This window comes from Pseudomonas sp. PA27(2017) (genome assembly GCF_001945445.1).
Lineage (GTDB): Bacteria > Pseudomonadota > Gammaproteobacteria > Pseudomonadales > Pseudomonadaceae > Aquipseudomonas.
The window spans coordinates 87,643-102,319 of the sequence record NZ_MSXW01000011.1; the positions used below are offsets into that span (position 1 = coordinate 87,643).

Annotated in this window: 15 protein-coding genes; 3 read left to right on the plus strand and 12 right to left on the minus strand. The window is 65.3% G+C overall.

The annotated features are described in order from the left end of the window. Window positions 1-3: 3 nt before the first annotated feature. Together BVH06_RS05135 and BVH06_RS05140 are read right to left on the minus strand one after the other, a co-directional pair. The gene (locus BVH06_RS05135) at window positions 4-924 is read right to left on the minus strand and encodes a lipid A biosynthesis lauroyl acyltransferase (protein WP_075933431.1); all 921 of its coding nucleotides are present in this window, start codon (window positions 922-924) and stop codon (window positions 4-6) included. A 78-nt stretch (window positions 925-1,002) separates the two neighbouring features. After that, window positions 1,003-1,284 (minus strand): DUF2218 domain-containing protein, encoded by a 282-nt coding sequence (locus BVH06_RS05140; protein ID WP_075933432.1) that lies wholly within the window; start codon window positions 1,282-1,284, stop codon window positions 1,003-1,005. 186 nt (window positions 1,285-1,470) lie between these two features. Between BVH06_RS05140 and BVH06_RS05145 the strand changes: the two genes are divergently transcribed. Next, window positions 1,471-2,652, plus strand: coding sequence for an acetyl-CoA C-acetyltransferase (locus BVH06_RS05145; RefSeq protein ID WP_075931925.1), 1,182 nt, complete (start codon window positions 1,471-1,473; stop codon window positions 2,650-2,652). Between the two features lie 40 nt (window positions 2,653-2,692). On the opposite strand, the gene BVH06_RS05150 is transcribed toward BVH06_RS05145, so the two are convergent. Continuing rightward, window positions 2,693-3,298 (minus strand): TetR/AcrR family transcriptional regulator, encoded by a 606-nt coding sequence (locus tag BVH06_RS05150; RefSeq protein ID WP_075931926.1) that lies wholly within the window; start codon window positions 3,296-3,298, stop codon window positions 2,693-2,695. 111 nt (window positions 3,299-3,409) lie between these two features. Between BVH06_RS05150 and BVH06_RS05155 the strand changes: the two genes are divergently transcribed. Then, entirely contained in the window at window positions 3,410-4,612 is a 1,203-nt protein-coding gene (locus BVH06_RS05155; protein ID WP_075933433.1) for an MFS transporter, read from the plus strand. Window positions 4,613-4,640: 28 nt separating this feature from the next. Next, window positions 4,641-5,354 (plus strand): SDR family oxidoreductase, encoded by a 714-nt coding sequence (gene bdcA / locus BVH06_RS05160; RefSeq protein ID WP_075933434.1) that lies wholly within the window; start codon window positions 4,641-4,643, stop codon window positions 5,352-5,354. 13 nt (window positions 5,355-5,367) lie between these two features. On the opposite strand, the gene BVH06_RS05165 is transcribed toward bdcA, so the two are convergent. The 9 genes from BVH06_RS05165 to BVH06_RS05205 all read right to left on the minus strand — a co-directional run bounded on the left by BVH06_RS05165 (window position 5,368) and on the right by BVH06_RS05205 (window position 14,614). Beyond that, complete coding sequence (locus tag BVH06_RS05165) at window positions 5,368-5,799, minus strand: YkvA family protein (protein ID WP_075933435.1); 432 nt, start codon at window positions 5,797-5,799, stop codon at window positions 5,368-5,370. Between the two features lie 344 nt (window positions 5,800-6,143). After that, complete coding sequence (locus BVH06_RS05170) at window positions 6,144-6,890, minus strand: FKBP-type peptidyl-prolyl cis-trans isomerase (protein ID WP_075933436.1); 747 nt, start codon at window positions 6,888-6,890, stop codon at window positions 6,144-6,146. 236 nt (window positions 6,891-7,126) lie between these two features. Next, window positions 7,127-8,035 carry a hydroxymethylglutaryl-CoA lyase gene (locus BVH06_RS05175; RefSeq protein WP_075933437.1) on the minus strand — a complete coding sequence of 303 codons (909 nt, stop codon included), beginning with the start codon at window positions 8,033-8,035 and terminating at the stop codon, window positions 7,127-7,129. Beyond that, complete coding sequence (locus BVH06_RS05180) at window positions 8,032-9,927, minus strand: acetyl/propionyl/methylcrotonyl-CoA carboxylase subunit alpha (RefSeq protein WP_075933438.1); 1,896 nt, start codon at window positions 9,925-9,927, stop codon at window positions 8,032-8,034. The genes BVH06_RS05175 and BVH06_RS05180 overlap by 4 nt, the downstream gene beginning before the upstream one ends. Next, window positions 9,924-10,721 (minus strand): gamma-carboxygeranoyl-CoA hydratase, encoded by a 798-nt coding sequence (locus tag BVH06_RS05185; protein ID WP_075933439.1) that lies wholly within the window; start codon window positions 10,719-10,721, stop codon window positions 9,924-9,926. The genes BVH06_RS05180 and BVH06_RS05185 overlap by 4 nt, the downstream gene beginning before the upstream one ends. A 19-nt stretch (window positions 10,722-10,740) precedes the next feature. Continuing rightward, window positions 10,741-12,348 carry a carboxyl transferase domain-containing protein gene (locus BVH06_RS05190; protein ID WP_075933440.1) on the minus strand — a complete coding sequence of 536 codons (1,608 nt, stop codon included), beginning with the start codon at window positions 12,346-12,348 and terminating at the stop codon, window positions 10,741-10,743. A gap of 82 nt (window positions 12,349-12,430) precedes the next feature. Continuing rightward, on the minus strand, window positions 12,431-13,612 hold the full coding sequence (locus tag BVH06_RS05195; RefSeq protein ID WP_075931935.1) for an isovaleryl-CoA dehydrogenase: 1,182 nt from the start codon (window positions 13,610-13,612) through the stop codon (window positions 12,431-12,433). Between the two features lie 49 nt (window positions 13,613-13,661). Beyond that, window positions 13,662-14,048: a MerR family DNA-binding transcriptional regulator gene (locus BVH06_RS05200; RefSeq protein ID WP_075931936.1), complete on the minus strand. Its 387-nt coding sequence runs from the start codon at window positions 14,046-14,048 to the stop codon at window positions 13,662-13,664. A 128-nt stretch (window positions 14,049-14,176) separates the two neighbouring features. Beyond that, window positions 14,177-14,614: a phosphotransferase system, HPr-related protein gene (locus BVH06_RS05205; RefSeq protein WP_075931937.1), complete on the minus strand. Its 438-nt coding sequence runs from the start codon at window positions 14,612-14,614 to the stop codon at window positions 14,177-14,179. Window positions 14,615-14,677 lie beyond the last annotated feature (63 nt).

A 14,677-nucleotide genomic window follows, 5' to 3' on the forward strand; every position in this document is an offset into this window, starting at 1 on the left:
TGGTCAGTAGAGCTTGGGCTCGCCTTCTGGACGGGTCTTGAAGCGCCGATGCGCCCACAGATACTGCTCGGGGCACGTGACGATCGCCTGTTCGACCCACTGGTTGACGCGCAGGCAATCGGCCTCTTCGTTCTCACCGGGGAAATCGGTCAGCGGCGGGTGGATGGTCAAACGATAGCCGCCGCCATCAGGCAGACGCATCTGGGTGAACGGCAACACGATGGCGCGGCCGAGGCGCGCGAACTTGGTGGTGGCCGTGACGGTCGCCGCCTGGATGCCGAACAGCGGCGCGAACAGGCTCTGCTTACGGCCATAATCCTGATCGGGTGCGTACCAGATCGCTCTGCCGGCGCGCAGTACCTTGATCATCGCCCGCACATCCTCGCGTTCGATGGCGGTGGCGTCCAGGTTATGGCGTTCGCGGCCGCGGCGCTGCACGAAATCGAACACCGGGTTGCCGTGCTCACGGTACATGCCGTCGATGGTGTGCACCTGGCCGAGCAAGGCGGCGCCGATTTCCAGGGTGGTGAAGTGCACGGCCATGAGAATCACGCCCTGCCCTTGTGCCTGGGCCTGCTGCAGGTGCTCGATGCCCTCGATGTGGGCCAGGCGCGCCAGCTTGTGGCGCGGCCACCACCAGCTCATGGCCATCTCGAAGAAGGCGATGCCGGTGGAAGCGAAATTCTCCTTGAGCAGACACTCGCGCTTGTCTGCCGGCATGTGCGGGAAGCACAGTTCCAGGTTGCGCGTGGCGATGCGCCGACGCGAGCCTGCCGTGTGATACATCAGCCAGCCCAGGCCACGGCCCAGGCGCAGCAGCGCGCCGTAGGGCAGTTGCACGGTCAGCCACAGCAGGCCGAGCCCGGCCCACAGCGGCCAGAACCGCGGGTGAAGGAAGGTGCGACGAAAGACGGGACGATCCATTGACGATCCAGGATGGCGTTCAAAGCCGCCTAGTCTACCAGCACGTTCGCCGCTCTCGGGAGTGAGGCGCCAGGACGCTCAGCGCTGCCAGTCTATCTGCAGGGTTTCGTCGGCCACCATGCGCTGCATATGGTCGGCCACCACGGGCTCGAGATGATCGAGCGTGTCGGTATCTGGCGCCTCGATGACCGCCGTCAGGCCGCCCTCGAAGCGGGTCAGGACAAGGCGCGCCGGGTCGAAGACGATCTCGCCGCGCTGCTCGTCGAAGCTCACCTGGAACTTGTGGCTCCAGTGCCGGCACAGGCGGGTCAGGCAGCGCAGCCCCTGTTCGGTGGTGACCGTTGCACGGGATTCAGCCATGAGAATGCTCCTGATGGGTTGATGACGCCCGGAATCTAGCACGCCGCTTCGCTGCACAGCACGCGCCGTCACACACGCCATTATCGATGCAACCAATCGGAAATCCTGGACTTGCATGGCGGCTGAGGCGGCGTCAGGATCGTACCAGCCAATAAAAACATCCGCCTACCTGGTCAGGAGAACGTCATGCAAGAAGTCGTCATCGTCGCAGCCACCCGCACCGCCATCGGCAGCTTCCAGGGAGCGCTGGCCGATGTGCCGGCCACCGATCTGGGCGCCGCGGTGATCCGCCGGCTGCTCGAGCAGACCGGTCTGGATGGCGCACAGGTCGACGAAGTGATCCTTGGCCATGTGCTGACTGCCGGCGCCGGCCAGAACACCGCGCGTCAGGCGGCCATCAAAGCTGGCCTGCCCCACGCGGTGCCTGCACTGACCCTCAACAAGGTCTGCGGCTCCGGCCTCAAGGCCCTGCATCTCGGCGCCCAGGCGATCCGCTGCGGTGATGCCGAGGTGATCATCGCCGGCGGCATGGAAAACATGAGCCTGGCGCCCTACGTGCTGCCCAAGGCCCGCACCGGGTTGCGCATGGGCCACGGGCAACTGGTCGACACGATGATCAGCGACGGCCTGTGGGATGCCTTCAACGACTACCACATGGGCATCACTGCCGAGAACCTGGTGGACAAATACGCCATCAGCCGCGAGGAGCAGGACGCCTTCGCCGCCGCTTCACAGCAGAAGGCCATCGCCGCCATCGAGGCCGGGCGCTTCGCCGACGAGATCACCCCGATCCTGATTCCCCAGCGCAAGGGCGAACCCCTGTCCTTCGCCACCGACGAACAGCCGCGCGCCGGCACCACGGCCGAAACCCTGGCCAAGCTCAAGCCCGCATTCAAGAAGGACGGCAGCGTGACCGCCGGCAACGCCTCGAGCCTCAATGACGGCGCCGCGGCGGTGCTGCTGATGAGCGCCAACAAGGCCGAGGCGCTTGGCCTGCCGGTGCTCGCGCGGATAAAGGCTTACGCCAACGCCGGCGTCGACCCGTCGATCATGGGCATCGGCCCGGTATCGGCCACCCGCCGCAGCCTGGAGAAAGCCGGCTGGACGCTGGATCAGCTGGACCTGATCGAAGCCAACGAAGCCTTCGCCGCCCAGGCCCTGTCGGTCGGCAAGGAGCTGGGCTGGGATGCCGGAAAGGTCAACGTCAACGGCGGCGCCATCGCCCTCGGCCACCCGATTGGCGCCTCCGGTTGCCGGGTGCTGGTCACCCTGCTCCACGAAATGCTCAAGCGCGATGCCAGAAGAGGCCTGGCGACCCTGTGCATCGGCGGTGGCCAGGGTGTGGCGCTGCTGCTCGAGCGCGACTGAATACCCCCGGCCCTGCATCAGGCGCGTGCGGCCCTGGCCGTTACGCGCGACACCCGTCCCAGACCTTCATGACCTGGGTGACCGCCGCGTCCAGCGCGGCGTGCTCGACCCCATCGCGGGCCAGGGTCGAGAGCCCCAGCAGAAAACTGTCGAACACCGAGGTCAACGCCGCGACATCGGTATCGCCAGCCAGCTCACCCGCAGCGATGGCCCGTGTGATGCAGTCGCTCAGCCCTTCTCGCGTACGCTGACGGTTCTCACCCGGCAGCGTCGCCCCTTCCAACGGCGTGCACACGCCGATCACCCCGAGCGCCACCATGCAGCCGCGTGGGTGGCCGGCCTCGCACTGCATCCTGGCCGAGCGACGTAGCGCCAGCTCGACGGCCTCGCGAGCCGGCAGCGCGCTGTCGAACAGACTTTCGGTGACCCTGCCATGGGTTTGCATGTACAGCGCCATCGCCTCTTTGTAGAGGGCCTCCTTGGAACCGAACGCGGCGTAGAAGCTGGGCGCGGAAATGCCGCCAGCGATGCCGGCCTTCAGCTGACTCAAGGAAGTGGCTTCGTAGCCGTGCTCCCAGAACAGGTGCATTGCCTGTACCAGTGCCGCCTGCCGATCGAATGTGCGTGGGCGCCCCATCTGTGCCATGTGGATCCTCCTGCCTGACGACTTAAATACTAGTCGATACAAAAGTCATTGACCACTGGGAGCCGACAAGCCTACATTTGTACCGAACGATACATAAATGAGCACTCCCCCATGACCGACTCCACGAAACCCGACGCCTTGCCCTTGTCTGCGCTACTTGCCCTGGCGATGACCGGCTTCATCTGCATCCTCACCGAAACCCTGCCGGCGGGCCTGCTGCCACAGATCAGCGCCGGCCTTGGCGTATCTCCCGCCCTGGCCGGCCAGTTGGTGACCCTCTATGCCCTGGGCTCGCTGCTGGCGGCGATTCCGCTGACCATCGCCACCCAGGGCTGGCGGCGGCGCAACGCGCTGTTGCTGGCGATCATTGGCTTTCTGCTGTTCAACTCGATCACGGCCTGGTCGTCGAACTACGTGCTGACCCTGGTCGCACGTTTCTTCGCCGGCATGGCGGCGGGCCTGGCCTGGAGCCTGATCGCCGGTTATGCCCGGCGCATGGTCGCCGCGCCTCAACAGGGGCGCGCTCTGGCGCTGGCCATGGTCGGCACGCCCATCGCGCTGTCCCTCGGCGTGCCTATCGGCACCTGGCTCGGTGGCGCGGTGGGCTGGCGCACGGCGTTCGGATTGATGTCGCTGCTGAGCATCGGGCTGATCGTCTGGGTACTGGCCAAAGTACCGGACTATCCCGGCCAGGCGCGTACCCAGCGTGTGCCCCTGCGGGCGGTATTGCTGACGCCAGGCGTGCGCCCGGTACTGGCCGTGGTGCTGACCTGGATGCTCGCCCACAACATGCTCTACACCTACATCGCGCCCTTCGTCGCCCCAGCCGGGCTGGGCAGCCAGGTCGATATCGTGCTGCTGGCATTCGGGGTCGCCGCACTGATCGGCATCTGGATCACCGGCCGCCTGGTCGACCGCCATCTGCGCCAGGCGGTGATCACCAGCCTCGCCACCTTCGCCCTGGTCGCCCTGCTGTTCGGCCTGTATGCCCAATCGGCCACCGTGCTGTATGCCGGCGTGTTCGTCTGGGGGCTGACCTTCGGCGGCGCCGCGACGCTGTTGCAGACGGCCCTGGCCGATGCCGCCGGCCCCGGCGCCGACGTGGCGATGTCGATGAACGTGGTGATCTGGAACAGCGCCATCGCCGCTGCCGGCCTCAGTGGTGGCCTGCTGCTGGGTCAGTTCGGCGTCGGCGTATTCCCCTGGACGATGCTGGCATTGCTACTGATCGCCCTGTGGATCGCCTCGGCGGCCAGCCAGCACGGTTTCCCTTCCGGCCAGCGTCGCAGCGACGTGCTCGTCGCCGGCCATTGACCTAAACCTTCTGACAGGAGCTCAGCCCATGTCCCACTCGAATCGCCAATCCGTTCTCGTCCTCGGCGGCAGCCGCGGTATCGGCGCCGCCCTGGTGCGCCGCTTCGCCCGTGATGGCGCACAGGTCACCTTCACCTACGCCAGTTCGGCGGCGCCGGCCCTGCGGCTCGCCGAGGAAACCGGCAGCACCGCCGTGCAACTCGACAGCGCCGACCGCCAGGCCCTGATCGCGGGCATCGAAAAACTGGGCGCCATCGACGTGCTGGTGGTCAACGCCGGCATCTTCATCGCCGGCGACCCGCTGGAACTGGATGCCGACGCCATCGACCGACTCTTCGCCATCAACATTCAGGCACCGTACCACGCTGCCATCAGCGCGGCGCGGCAAATGCCGGACGGCGGGCGGATCATCTTCATCGGTTCGAACATCGCCGACCGCGCGCCCATGCAGGGCGTCGCCGCCTATGGCGCCAGCAAGGCAGCGCTGACCGGCATGGCCAAGGGTCTGGCTCGCGACTTCGGGCCTCGCGGCATCACCGTGAACGTGGTGCAACCGGGCCCGACCGACACCGACATGAACCCCGCCGACGGGCCGCTGAACGAATTGATGCACAGTTTCATGGCGATCAAGCGTCATGCCCGCAGCGACGAGATCGCCGGCATGGTGGCGTGGCTTGCAGGCAGCGAGGCGGGCCTGGTAACCGGCGCTGCGCTGACCCTGGACGGTGGCTTCAGCGCCTGATGACCCGTTTCGCTCAGGTTACCCGCTCGGCCACCGGCAGCTTGGCGATGGCCTCGCGGGTTTCCCGATCCTGGGCGTCGCGCCAGGCGCGGAACGCGTCCAGCTCGCCGCCCCAGGTTTTCATCACCCAGGCCAGTACCGCCAGGTCGTCGATCAGACCGAGGCCCGGAATGAAATCGGGAATGGCGTCGAGTGGCGACACGAAGTAGATCAGCCCGGCCACGATCGCCACCAGCGCCTGGGGGTTGATCGCCCGGTAGCTACCGCGCCACCAGGCCACGCACAGCTCCTGCAGCAAGCTCAGGTCGCCTTTCAGCGATGACAGGCTGCGCGCCCCGCCCCCGCTCTTGCGGGTCACGGCGAGCAGCAATGCCGGCAGACGACCCCGCTTGAGGAAGCGCTGGGCGACGGGCAGGTAACGGGCAAAATTCCACGGTGCTTTCATGACCACTCCTCGTCAGCCCGCACTGCTGCTGGGCTGTCTGTGGTTATCCACCGTAGCTGTGGATAACCTTGTGAACAGTTATGGGATTAGCTTACCAAAGCCCCCTGTCGTGCGGCCTCGCCACAGATCGGACATTTTTTATCCAGCCGATAAAACCTTGCTAAATCAATTAGTTAAAAAAATCAAAAGATTTCGTTAAAAACCTGACCAACTGAATAAGAAGCTTTGTCGCAGTGTGCATAACCGCGCTGTCAAGGCTTGCAATTCCTGTTTTTTGCGATTAGGAACCCGCCCAGAAACGACAACGCCCCGACAGGCGGGGCGTTGTTTCAAGCAACTGACGCTTACTTGGCCGGAGCGGCCTCAGGTGCTTGCGGAGCGGCTTGCTCCTGAGCGTTCTGGTCCTTGATGCCCAGCAGCTCGAGGTCGAACACCAGTACCGAGTTGGCGGGAATGGCCGGGCTCGGGCTCTGGGCGCCGTAGGCCAGTTCGGCCGGGATGTACAGCTTGACCTTCTCGCCGACGTGCATCAGTTGCAGACCTTCGACCCAACCCGGGATCACGCCGCCAACCGGCAGGTCGATCGGGGTACCACGCTCGATGGAGCTGTCGAACACGGTGCCGTCGGTAAGCTTACCTTCGTAGTGAACGGTAACCACGTCATCAGCCTTGGGCTGAGCGCCATCGGCCTTCTTGACCACTTCGTACTGCAGGCCCGAAGCGGTGGTGGTGACGCCGTCACGCTTGCCGTTCTCTTCGAGGAATTTCTTGCCAGCTGCGGCAGCTTCTTCGTTCATCTTGGTCATGCGCTCTTCGGCACGCTTCTGCAGAGAGGCAAAGGCCTCGATCAGCTCTTCGTCCTTCAGGCGCTGTTCTTTCTTGCCGATGGCGTCTTCGATGCCTTGGGCGACGGCCTTCGGATCCAGGTCATCCATACCTTCCTGAGCCAGGCTCTTGCCCATGTTCAGACCGATACCGTAGGACGCCTTCTGCGCCGGAGTTTCCAGTTTTACGTCGCTGGTTTGCGAATCACAACCGGCGAGCACCAGGCCCACCAGGGCGATCGCTGCTGCCAAACGATGCTGTTTCATGCTGATTCCTTGTCCGCTGCGCCCTAGGGCTATCGAGTGAAGGCGCGAGCTTAGGGTGTGTGAGTGTGTCAACGCAAGCCGCGGCGCCTGGATTTATCCAGGCAGATCACACGCGCTCTGCGAGAAGTGGCGAACGGTGGCATCGAAGCCAACCTGATCGTTCAGCACGCCGCGCCGATCTCGCGAAACAGCGACGTAACTGACTAGCCGGTAAGAGTTTTTCTGCTCGCAGAAGTTCACTGATGGCCTGCCCGGGAACGCGCTCGGGCGACCCGCGAGGCGGACTCCCGCCCGAGCACGCGGCTGATGCGCTGCCCCGCCTCGATCAGCCGCGGCAAATCCACCCCGGTCTCGATGCCGAGCCCCTGCAGCAGATAGAGCACGTCCTCGCTGGCCACGTTGCCGGTCGCCCCCTCGGCGTAGGGGCAGCCGCCAAGCCCAGCCACCGATGCATCGAATACCGCGATGCCTTCCAGGAGGCTGGCATAGATGTTGACCAATGCCTGTCCGTAAGTGTCGTGAAAATGCCCGGCCAGGCGATCACGCGGTACTCGCCGGCCCACCACCTCGAACAACCGCCGCACACCAGCCGCGGTGCCCACGCCGATGGTGTCGCCCAGGGACACCTCGTAACAGCCCATGGCCTGCAACTCGCCCGCTACCGCCGCCACCTGTTCGGCGGCGATGGCGCCCTCGTACGGGCAACCGAGCACGCAGGACACATAGCCGCGCACCAGCACGCCATGCTGCCGAGCCGCGTCCATCAACGGTTCGAAGCGCTTCAGGCTCTCGGCGATGGAACAATTGATGTTGCGCTGCGAGAAGGCCTCCGACGCCGCGGCGAACACCGCCACCTCGCGCACGCCGGCCTGCAGCGCCGCCTGCAGGCCCTGCAGATTGGGCGTCAGCGCCGCATAGGTGACGCCGTGGTGTTGGGCGATGCCGCCGAACACCTCGGCGCTGCCGGCCATCTGCGGTACCCATTTGGGCGACACGAAACTGCCGACTTCTATATAGCCAAGCCCGGCGGCGCTCAGGTCATCGACCAGGCGTATCTTGTCGGTCACGCTGATCGGCTGCTTCTCGTTCTGCAATCCGTCACGGGGGCCGACTTCCACCAGGCGAACACGCCGGGGCAGGCTCATGGCTGTGCCTCCAGCTCGACCAGCACCGATCCCTCGGCGATCAACTCGCCCTCGGCGCAGTAAATGGCTTTGATGGTGCCGGCCTGGGGCGCACGAACGCTGTGCTCCATCTTCATGGCCTCCAGCACCACCAGCGCGGCGCCCGTCTCGACGGATTGGCCAGGCGCAACCAGTACGCGCACGATGCTGCCGTTCATGGGCGCGGTGAGCCCGCCCTGGTGCGCGGTGTTGGCCGCGGCGGCGGCAAGCGGATCGAAACGACCCACCGCCAGCCACTCCACGCCCCAGCGCAGGTACAACGTATCGCCTTCACGCACCGCGTTTTTCGGCGCGGCTACCGGCTCGACGTGTACGCAACGGGTGACCTCGCCACACGTCAGCGTCATCGGCGTGATAGCAGGCAAGGCGCTGCGCCAGGCATTACGTGCTGCCCAAGGCGAGAACGGATCATCGGCTCGCTGGCGATCCGCATCGGTGGCCAGCAAGGCGGCACCCGCCTGCTGCCAGAAGGCATCCGGCAGTTCCTGCGCAGGCGGCAGCAACTGCGCCTGATGCCGTTCGATAAAGCCGGTATCCAGCTCGGCAGCGGCGAACGCCGGGTGAGCGAGGATGCGCTGCAGAAACGCCAGGTTGGTCTTGAAGCCCCCCACCAGCGTTTCGGCCAACATGGCCAGCAGCCGCTGCCGCGCTTGCTCACGGTTCTCACCCCAGGCGATAAACTTGGCCAGCATCGGGTCGTAGAACGGCGATACCTCGTCGCCCTGCGCCACACCGCTGTCGACCCGCCGCCCCGGCCCCGCCGCGGGCTCACGGTACAGGTCGAGATGCCCACTGGCCGGCAGGAAGCCACCTTCGGGATCCTCGGCGTACAGGCGCACTTCGATGGCGTGACCCAGCAGCGGCACCTGTTCCTGGCTGATCGGTAGCGGCTCGCCACGGGCCACGCGAATCTGCCAGGCGACCAGGTCGAGGCCGGTGATCGCTTCGGTCACCGGGTGCTCGACCTGCAGGCGGGTGTTCATCTCCATGAAAAAGAAATCGCCGCGGGCATCGAGCAGGAATTCCACGGTGCCGGCGCCCACGTAGCCGATGGCCTGGGCGGCCCGTACCGCGGCCTCACCCATGGCGCGGCGCAGTTCGGGCGTAAGCCCGGGCGCTGGGGCCTCTTCGACCACCTTCTGATGGCGGCGCTGGATCGAGCAGTCGCGCTCGTTGAGGTACAGGCAGTTGCCATGCCCGTCGGCGAATACCTGGATCTCCACGTGACGCGGTTGCAGCACGTATTTCTCCACCAGCATGCGCCCATCGCCGAACGCCGACTGCGCTTCTCGCTGCGCCGAGGCCAGGGCGTCGGCCAGGTCGCCCTCGCGTTCGACGATCTTCATGCCCTTGCCGCCGCCGCCAGCCGTAGCTTTGAGCAACACCGGGTAGCCGATCTGCTCGGCAGCACGGCGGAAGGTCTCCACGTCCTGATCATCGCCGTGGTAGCCGGGCACCAGCGGCACGCCGGCGGCCTCCATCAGCGCCTTGGCCGCCGACTTGCTGCCCATGGCGTCGATGGCGCTGGCCGGTGGGCCGAGAAAGATCAGCCCGGCGGCTTCGAGCTTGCGGGCGAAGGTGGCGTTCTCGGACAGGAAGCCGTAGCCGGGATGAATGGCCTCGGCGCCACTGGCTCTTGCAGCCTCGATGACCTTGTCCATGAGCAGGTAGCTGTCGCCGGGCTTGGCGCCGCCCAGGTCGATGGCGATGTCCGCTTCGCGTACGTGGCGGGCGCTGCGGTCAATGGCGCTGTGTACCGCCACGGTAGTAAGCCCCAGCGCCTTGGCGGTGCGCATGACCCGGCAGGCGATTTCGCCACGGTTGGCGATCAGCAGTGTGGTGATGGTTTTCATGACTGAGCCTGCCAGGCGGGTGTGCGTTTCTGCAGAAAGGCGTTGAGCCCCTCCTGCCCTTCTTCGCTGATGCGGATGCCGGCGATCACGCTTTCCGTGCGCTGGCGCAGGGCGTCGCTCAGCACGCCGCTGCCGACGCCGTGCAGCAGCGCCTTGGTTTCGCGCATGGCCTGCGGGCTGTTGAGCAGCAGCGTGGCGATCCACTGCTCCAGCTCGCTCTCCAGCTCGGCCTGTGGATAGCACTCGGCGAGTAGGCCCAGCTCTCGCGCCCGCTCACCGCTGAAACGCTCGGCGCTCAGGGCATAACGGCGTGCCGCCCGCTCGCCGATGGCCTGCACAACGAAAGGGCTGATCACCGCGGGCGCCAGGCCGATGCGCACTTCGGAGAGGCTGAACAGCGCGTCACTGGCTCCGATGGCGATATCGCAACAGGCGGTCAGGCCTACCGCACCGCCGAACGCCGCACCCTGCACCACCGCGAGGGTCGGGCACGGCAGGTGATAGAGCAGGCTCATCAACTCGCCCAGCTCATGGGCGTCGTGCAGGTTGGCGGCGTAATCCAGCTTGGCCGAGGCCTGCATCCAGGCCAGATCCGCGCCAGCAGAAAAGTGCTTGCCGCGCCCGCGCAGAATCACGAAGCGCAGGCTGTCGTCGGCGGCCAGTTGGTGCAGGGCCTGGATCAGCTCCGCGATCATCTCGGCATTGAAGGCGTTGTGCTTGTCCGGGCGGTTCAGCCACAGCGTGGCGACGCCACGCGGGTCGATGTGCAGTTCGAGGGTATTGAAGTCGGTCATTGCTCGATCCTCGGCCGGGCTACATGCGGAACACGCCGAAGCGTGTCGGCTCGATGGGCGCATTGAGGCTGGCGGAAATCGCCAGGGCCAGCACATCGCGAGTTTGCGCCGGGTCGATCACGCCGTCGTCCCACAGCCGTGCGCTGGAATAGAAGGCATGGGCCTGGCGCTCGTACTGTTCGACGATGGGCTGTTTGAGGCGCTGCTCGTCTTCGGCGGAAAACACCTGGCCGGCGCGCTGCGCCTGCTCGTGCTTGACCTGCACCAGCACGCCAGCGGCCTGCTGGGCGCCCATCACGCCGATCCGCGCGTTGGGCCACATCCACAGGAAGCGTGGGTCGTAGGCGCGGCCGCACATGCCGTAGTTACCGGCACCGAAGCTGCCGCCAATGATCACCGTGACCTTCGGCACCCTGGCGCAGGCCACCGCGGTGACCAGCTTGGCGCCGTGCTTGGCGATGCCGCCCTCCTCGTATTTCCTGCCGACCATGAAGCCGGTAATGTTCTGCAGGAACAGCAACGGGATGCCTCGCTGGCAGGCCAGTTCGATGAAGTGCGCGCCCTTCTGCGCAGCCTCGGCGAACAGGATGCCATTGTTGGCCAGGATGGCGATCGGGTAGCCGTGCAGGTGCGCGAAGCCGCACACCAGAGTGGTGCCGAACAGCGCCTTGAATTCATCGAACTGCGAGTCGTCGACGATCCGCGCGATTACCTCGCGCACGTCGAACGGCTGCTTGGCGTCGGCGGGAATCACCCCGTACAGCTCATCGGCAGCATGACGCGGCGCCAGCGGCGTTTGCACCTGCAACTGGCCGAGCTTGCGCCAGTTGAGGTTGGCTACGCAGCGCCGCGCCAGGGCCAGGGCGTGTTCGTCGTTCTCGGCGTAATGGTCGGCCACACCGCTGGTCTTGCAATGCACATCGGCGCCGCCCAGTTCCTCGGCGCTGACCACCTCACCCGTGGCGGCCTTCACCAGCGGCGGGCCAGCGAGAAAGATGGTCGCCTGCTCGCGCACCATGATGGTCTCGTCGCTCATCGCCGGCACGTAAGCACCGCCGGCGGTGCACGAGCCCATCACAACGGCGAGTTGCGCAATGCCCTGGGCGCTCATGTTGGCCTGGTTGAAGAAAATCCGTCCGAAGTGCTCGCGATCGGGAAATACCTCGTCCTGGCGCGGCAGGTTGGCGCCACCGGAATCCACCAGATAAATGCACGGCAGGCGGTTTTCCAGGGCGATGGCCTGGGCGCGCAGGTGCTTCTTGACGGTCAACGGGTAGTAGCTGCCGCCCTTCACCGTGGCGTCGTTGGCGATGACCATGCACTCGACGCCCTCGACCCGGCCGATGCCGGCAATCACCCCGGCGGCGGCGACCTCTTCGTCATACACCTGATAAGCGGCCAGCGCGCCGATTTCCAGAAACGGCGAACCGGGATCGAGCAGCCGGTCGATGCGCTCGCGCGGCAGCAGCTTGCCCTTCGCGGTGTGCCGCTCCTGGGACTTGGCACCGCCGCCCTCGCGGGTGTGGGCCAACAAGGTGCGTAGCTCATCGACCTGAGCGAGCATCGCCTCGCGGTTGGCGGCGTACTCGCTGGAACGCGTGTTGAGTTGCGTGTGCAGGGTTGCCATGGTGCGGCTCCGACTGACGGACACCGTTAAAAACGCACTGAGCGTTAACGGTGTCCTGAAACAGAAAAACGAGGTGCTCCGATCAAGCCGTTTCGTTGAACAGCTCGCGGCCGATCAGCATGCGGCGGATCTCGCTGGTGCCGGCGCCGATCTCGTAAAGCTTGGCGTCGCGCCACAGGCGGCCGACCGAAAACTCGTTGATATAGCCGTTGCCACCGAGGATCTGGATCGCTTCGCCGGCCAGCCAGGTGGCCTTCTCGGCGGCGTAGAGAATCACCCCGGCGCAGTCCTTGCGCACCTGGCGCACGTGCTCACGGCCCAACGCATCGAGCTGCTTGCCGACGGCGTACAGGTATGCGCGGCAAGCCTGCTGAGTGGTGTACATGTCGGCGAGCTTGCCCTGGATGAGCTGGAACTCGCCGATGCTCTGGCCGAACTGCTTGCGGTCGTGAACGTAGGGCACCACCACATCCATGGCGGCCTGCATCAACCCCAGCGGCCCACCGGACAGCACGGCGCGTTCGTAATCGAGGCCACTCATCAGCACCCGCGCGCCCTCGCCGACGCCGCCCAGCACGTTCTCGGCCGGCACCTCGACGTCCTGAAACACCAGCTCGCCAGTGTGCGAGCCGCGCATGCCGAGCTTGTCGAGTTTCTGAGCTACCGAGAAACCCTGGCTGCCCTTCTCGACAATGAACGCGGTCATGCCTTTGGCGCCAGCGGCCGGATCGGTCTTGGCGTAGACCACCAGCACGTCGCAGTCCGGGCCATTGGTGATCCACATTTTGCTGCCGTTGAGTACGTAACGATCGCCCTTGCGGTCGGCGCGCAGCTTCATCGACACAACGTCGGAGCCGGCGTTGGGCTCGCTCATGGCCAGTGCGCCGATATGGTCGCCGCTGATCAGCTTGGGCAGGAAGCGGCACTTCTGTTCGTCGCTGCCATTGCGGTTGATCTGGTTGACGCAAAGATTGGAATGGGCCCCGTAGGACAGGCCGATGCCACCGGCAGCGCGGGAGATTTCCTCCATGGCGACCATATGTGCCAGGTAGCCCATGCCGGCGCCGCCGTATTCCTCGCTGACGGTCAGGCCGAGCAGGCCCATGTCGCCGAATTTGCGCCATAGGTCCATGGGAAACTGATCGTTGCGGTCGGCTTCGGCAGCGCGCGGGGCGATTTCCTTGGCGGCGAAACCGGCGACCGCATCGCGCAGCATGTCGATTTCCTCACCGAGGAAGAAATTCAGTCCTGGCAGGGTGTTCATCTCACGACGCTCCATTGTTGTAGTTGTTGGATGGGTCAAAGGGTGGCGATCAGGCGGTGACGGGAATCTCCTTCAAAGCCGTCAGGCAGCGCTGCTCGGCGGTATCGAGCTCGCGCTGCATCTGTTGGATATCCAGCAGTTGGCGGGCCAGGTGCTCGCGCCGCTCGGCGATCTTTTCCAGAAAGTGGTCGAGCTGCTTGCGGTTGCCGCCAGCCGGATCATAGAGGTCGATCAATTCCTTGCACTCGGCCAGGGAGAAACCAATGCGCTTGCCACGCAGAATCAGCATCAGCGTCACCCGGTCCCGGGCGCTGTAGATGCGCTCCTGGCCACGCCGCTCGGGCGCGAGCATGCCCTGCTCCTCGTAGAAACGAATGGTGCGGGTGGTGACGCCCAGCTCCTGGGCAAGATCGGAAATGCTGTGGGAAACACTCATGGTGGGAGGCCAACCGATAATTACCTTTACGTAAACGTAAGCCTGCAAATGCAGGGCTGTCAAATCGATCGGTACCACCTGACTGAAATTAAAAAGGCATGGCCTTCACGGCCATGCCTTCGATTGATTCAGGGCTGCGGCTTGCCGTCCCACGGCACGCCATCGAGGGGGCGACGACGCGCCATCTCTTCTTCATCGAGGCCTTCACCGGCGCCGATATCACCTTCGCCCACGATGCTCAGGTCACGATCAGCCGGTTTATCGTCACCGCGCTCGTGTGGCGAACGGGCACCGGAATCGTCGATCAGAGTTTCCGGGCTCAGGTCGTCCATGCTCACGCCATCTTCATGGCGGCCTTCCCTGAGGGTTTCGCCGCCGCTCTGCCCGGCTTCGCGGACACGCTCGTCGGGGTATTCGTGTTGCACCTCGTCGGCTGGACGACGGTCGCCGATGCGCCCTTCGCGATCATCCTGGCGGTCGCTGAAGTCGAGCTGCTCGATCGACCCCATGCGATCCTCCATGTCGTCGATCTCCTGGGGCGTGGGCGATTGCTTGGATGTGCTCATGATGGTCTCCGCTGTGGGTCTATCTGGTGGACTCGCCCCACAGCGGGAAAATTCAGGGAAAGT

What these genes read in the sequence shown, in the direction of transcription:
- BVH06_RS05135 (WP_075933431.1), bottom strand. Translation starts at nt 924, where the DNA reads ATGGATCGTCCCGTCTTTCGTCGCACCTTCCTTCACCCGCGGTTCTGG.
- BVH06_RS05140 (WP_075933432.1), bottom strand. Translation starts at nt 1,284, where the DNA reads ATGGCTGAATCCCGTGCAACGGTCACCACCGAACAGGGGCTGCGCTGC.
- BVH06_RS05145 (WP_075931925.1), top strand. Translation starts at nt 1,471, where the DNA reads ATGCAAGAAGTCGTCATCGTCGCAGCCACCCGCACCGCCATCGGCAGC.
- BVH06_RS05150 (WP_075931926.1), bottom strand. Translation starts at nt 3,298, where the DNA reads ATGGCACAGATGGGGCGCCCACGCACATTCGATCGGCAGGCGGCACTG.
- BVH06_RS05155 (WP_075933433.1), top strand. Translation starts at nt 3,410, where the DNA reads ATGACCGACTCCACGAAACCCGACGCCTTGCCCTTGTCTGCGCTACTT.
- bdcA (WP_075933434.1), top strand. Translation starts at nt 4,641, where the DNA reads ATGTCCCACTCGAATCGCCAATCCGTTCTCGTCCTCGGCGGCAGCCGC.
- BVH06_RS05165 (WP_075933435.1), bottom strand. Translation starts at nt 5,799, where the DNA reads ATGAAAGCACCGTGGAATTTTGCCCGTTACCTGCCCGTCGCCCAGCGC.
- BVH06_RS05170 (WP_075933436.1), bottom strand. Translation starts at nt 6,890, where the DNA reads ATGAAACAGCATCGTTTGGCAGCAGCGATCGCCCTGGTGGGCCTGGTG.
- BVH06_RS05175 (WP_075933437.1), bottom strand. Translation starts at nt 8,035, where the DNA reads ATGAGCCTGCCCCGGCGTGTTCGCCTGGTGGAAGTCGGCCCCCGTGAC.
- BVH06_RS05180 (WP_075933438.1), bottom strand. Translation starts at nt 9,927, where the DNA reads ATGAAAACCATCACCACACTGCTGATCGCCAACCGTGGCGAAATCGCC.
- BVH06_RS05185 (WP_075933439.1), bottom strand. Translation starts at nt 10,721, where the DNA reads ATGACCGACTTCAATACCCTCGAACTGCACATCGACCCGCGTGGCGTC.
- BVH06_RS05190 (WP_075933440.1), bottom strand. Translation starts at nt 12,348, where the DNA reads ATGGCAACCCTGCACACGCAACTCAACACGCGTTCCAGCGAGTACGCC.
- BVH06_RS05195 (WP_075931935.1), bottom strand. Translation starts at nt 13,612, where the DNA reads ATGAACACCCTGCCAGGACTGAATTTCTTCCTCGGTGAGGAAATCGAC.
- BVH06_RS05200 (WP_075931936.1), bottom strand. Translation starts at nt 14,048, where the DNA reads ATGAGTGTTTCCCACAGCATTTCCGATCTTGCCCAGGAGCTGGGCGTC.
- BVH06_RS05205 (WP_075931937.1), bottom strand. Translation starts at nt 14,614, where the DNA reads ATGAGCACATCCAAGCAATCGCCCACGCCCCAGGAGATCGACGACATG.